Here is a 507-nt window from a genome sequence, read left to right on the forward strand (position 1 = left end):
CGAATAAAGAAGAGCCAAGTACCACAGAAAGTGTAATTGGGAAATATATCATAAATTGTCCCATTACCCCAGGCCATAGTCCGAGAGGTATAAATGCTGCAACTGTAGTTGCTGTTGAAATTATAATTGGAAATGCAATTTCTCCAATCCCCTTTTTAGCCGCTTCAATTCGACTCATGCCTTCTTCGCTCATTAAGCGATAAACATTTTCTACAACAACAATCCCGTTATCCACCAACATTCCAAGCCCCATAATTAGTCCAAAAAGGATCATGGTGTTCATCGTATAGCCTAACATGTTCAAAATCATTAGAGACATAAACATGGACATTGGTATGGCAAACCCAACAAATAAAGCGTTTTTAAAGCCTAGGAAGAACATTAAAACAGTAACTACCAGTATGATACCGAAGATGATGTTGTTTACCAAATCATCAACTTGTCCTATAGTTTTGGAGGATTGATCATTTGCAATGCTAACTTCCAAATCTGGAGGAAATACATTTT

Annotated in this window: 1 protein-coding gene; it reads right to left on the reverse strand. The window is 37.1% G+C overall.

Annotated features, from left to right (window positions below; all coding sequences use genetic code 11):
* A partial coding sequence (locus tag H4O21_RS28055) for an efflux RND transporter permease subunit (RefSeq protein ID WP_182812427.1) occupies nt 1-507 on the reverse strand: 507 nt, incomplete at both ends.

The organism is Oceanospirillum sediminis, assembly GCF_014164585.1.
Lineage (GTDB): Bacteria > Pseudomonadota > Gammaproteobacteria > Pseudomonadales > Halomonadaceae > Oceanospirillum > Oceanospirillum sediminis.